This is a genomic window from Nocardioides sp. Z21_20 (genome assembly GCF_059766585.1).
The window spans coordinates 1-1022 of the sequence record NZ_JCBAJX010000038.1 but is presented as its reverse complement, the minus strand read 5'-3'; the positions used below and the strand labels follow the sequence as shown (position 1 = coordinate 1022).

Annotated in this window: 1 protein-coding gene; it reads left to right on the top strand. The window is 68.0% G+C overall.

Features of this window, described 5'->3' with window-relative positions:
- The coding region (locus tag AC6EH9_RS20050; RefSeq protein WP_498425452.1) for an IS30 family transposase at window positions 1–1007 on the top strand (1007 nt) is incomplete at its 5' end.
- Window positions 1008–1022 lie beyond the last annotated feature (15 nt).

Below are 1022 nucleotides of genomic sequence, written 5' to 3'. Positions count from 1 at the left end.
CCTCTCAGGAGCGAGAGACGATCGGGTTGATGCTGGCCGCTGGGGCCAGCATCGCCCAGATCGCCGAGGTGCTCGGGCGGCACAAGTCCACGATCAGCCGCGAGCGGTGTCGCTACCGCAATCGTGATGGGGTCTATCGACCGTTGGCGGCGCAGAAGCGCGCCGAGAGGGCCGCACGCACGACGCATGCCCGGCCGGGCAAGCTGACCCAGCCGGGTCCGTTGCGTGACTACGTGATCGCGGGGTTGAGGCAGCGGTGGTCGCCGCAGGAGATCGCCTACCGGTTGCGTCGCGACCACCCGGATGATCCTGTGATGCGCGTGAGTGCCGAGACGATCTACCAGTCGCTGTTCGTGCAGGCCCGCGGGTCACTCAAACGCGAACTCACCGGGCACCTGCGCACCCAACGTCAACGCCGCCAACCGCGCGGCGGACGCGCGGCTGCAGGGTCGGGGCGTGGGCACCTGGTGGGCACCATTCCGATCAGCCAGCGCCCCGCCGAGGTCGAGGACCGCGCGGTGCCCGGGCACTGGGAGGGTGACCTGATCGTGGGTGCGCACAACGGCTCGGCGATCGGGACCCTGGTCGAGCGCTCGACGCGCTACGTGATGTTGGTCCATCTGCCTGGGCGTCGTACCGCCGAGGAGTTCTACCGTGCCCTGACTCCCACGATCGCCGCGCTTCCAGAGGAGCTACGCAGGTCGCTGACCTGGGACAACGGCAAAGAGATGGGGATGCACCACCGGATCGCCGTCGACGCTGGCATCGACATCTACTTCGCTGATCCCCACAGCCCTTGGCAGCGAGGCTCGAACGAGAACACCAACGGTCTGCTGCGCCAGTACTTCCCCAAGGGCACCAGCCTGCGCCGCTACACCCCCGAGGACCTTGCCGCTGTCGCCCGCGAACTCAACGGCCGACCCCGCAAGACCCTCGACTGGCGCACACCAGCCGAGGCCCTCAACGAGATACTGGGCAGACCGTACGAAACCCCGGTGTTGCACTAGGACCTGGAGACCGCC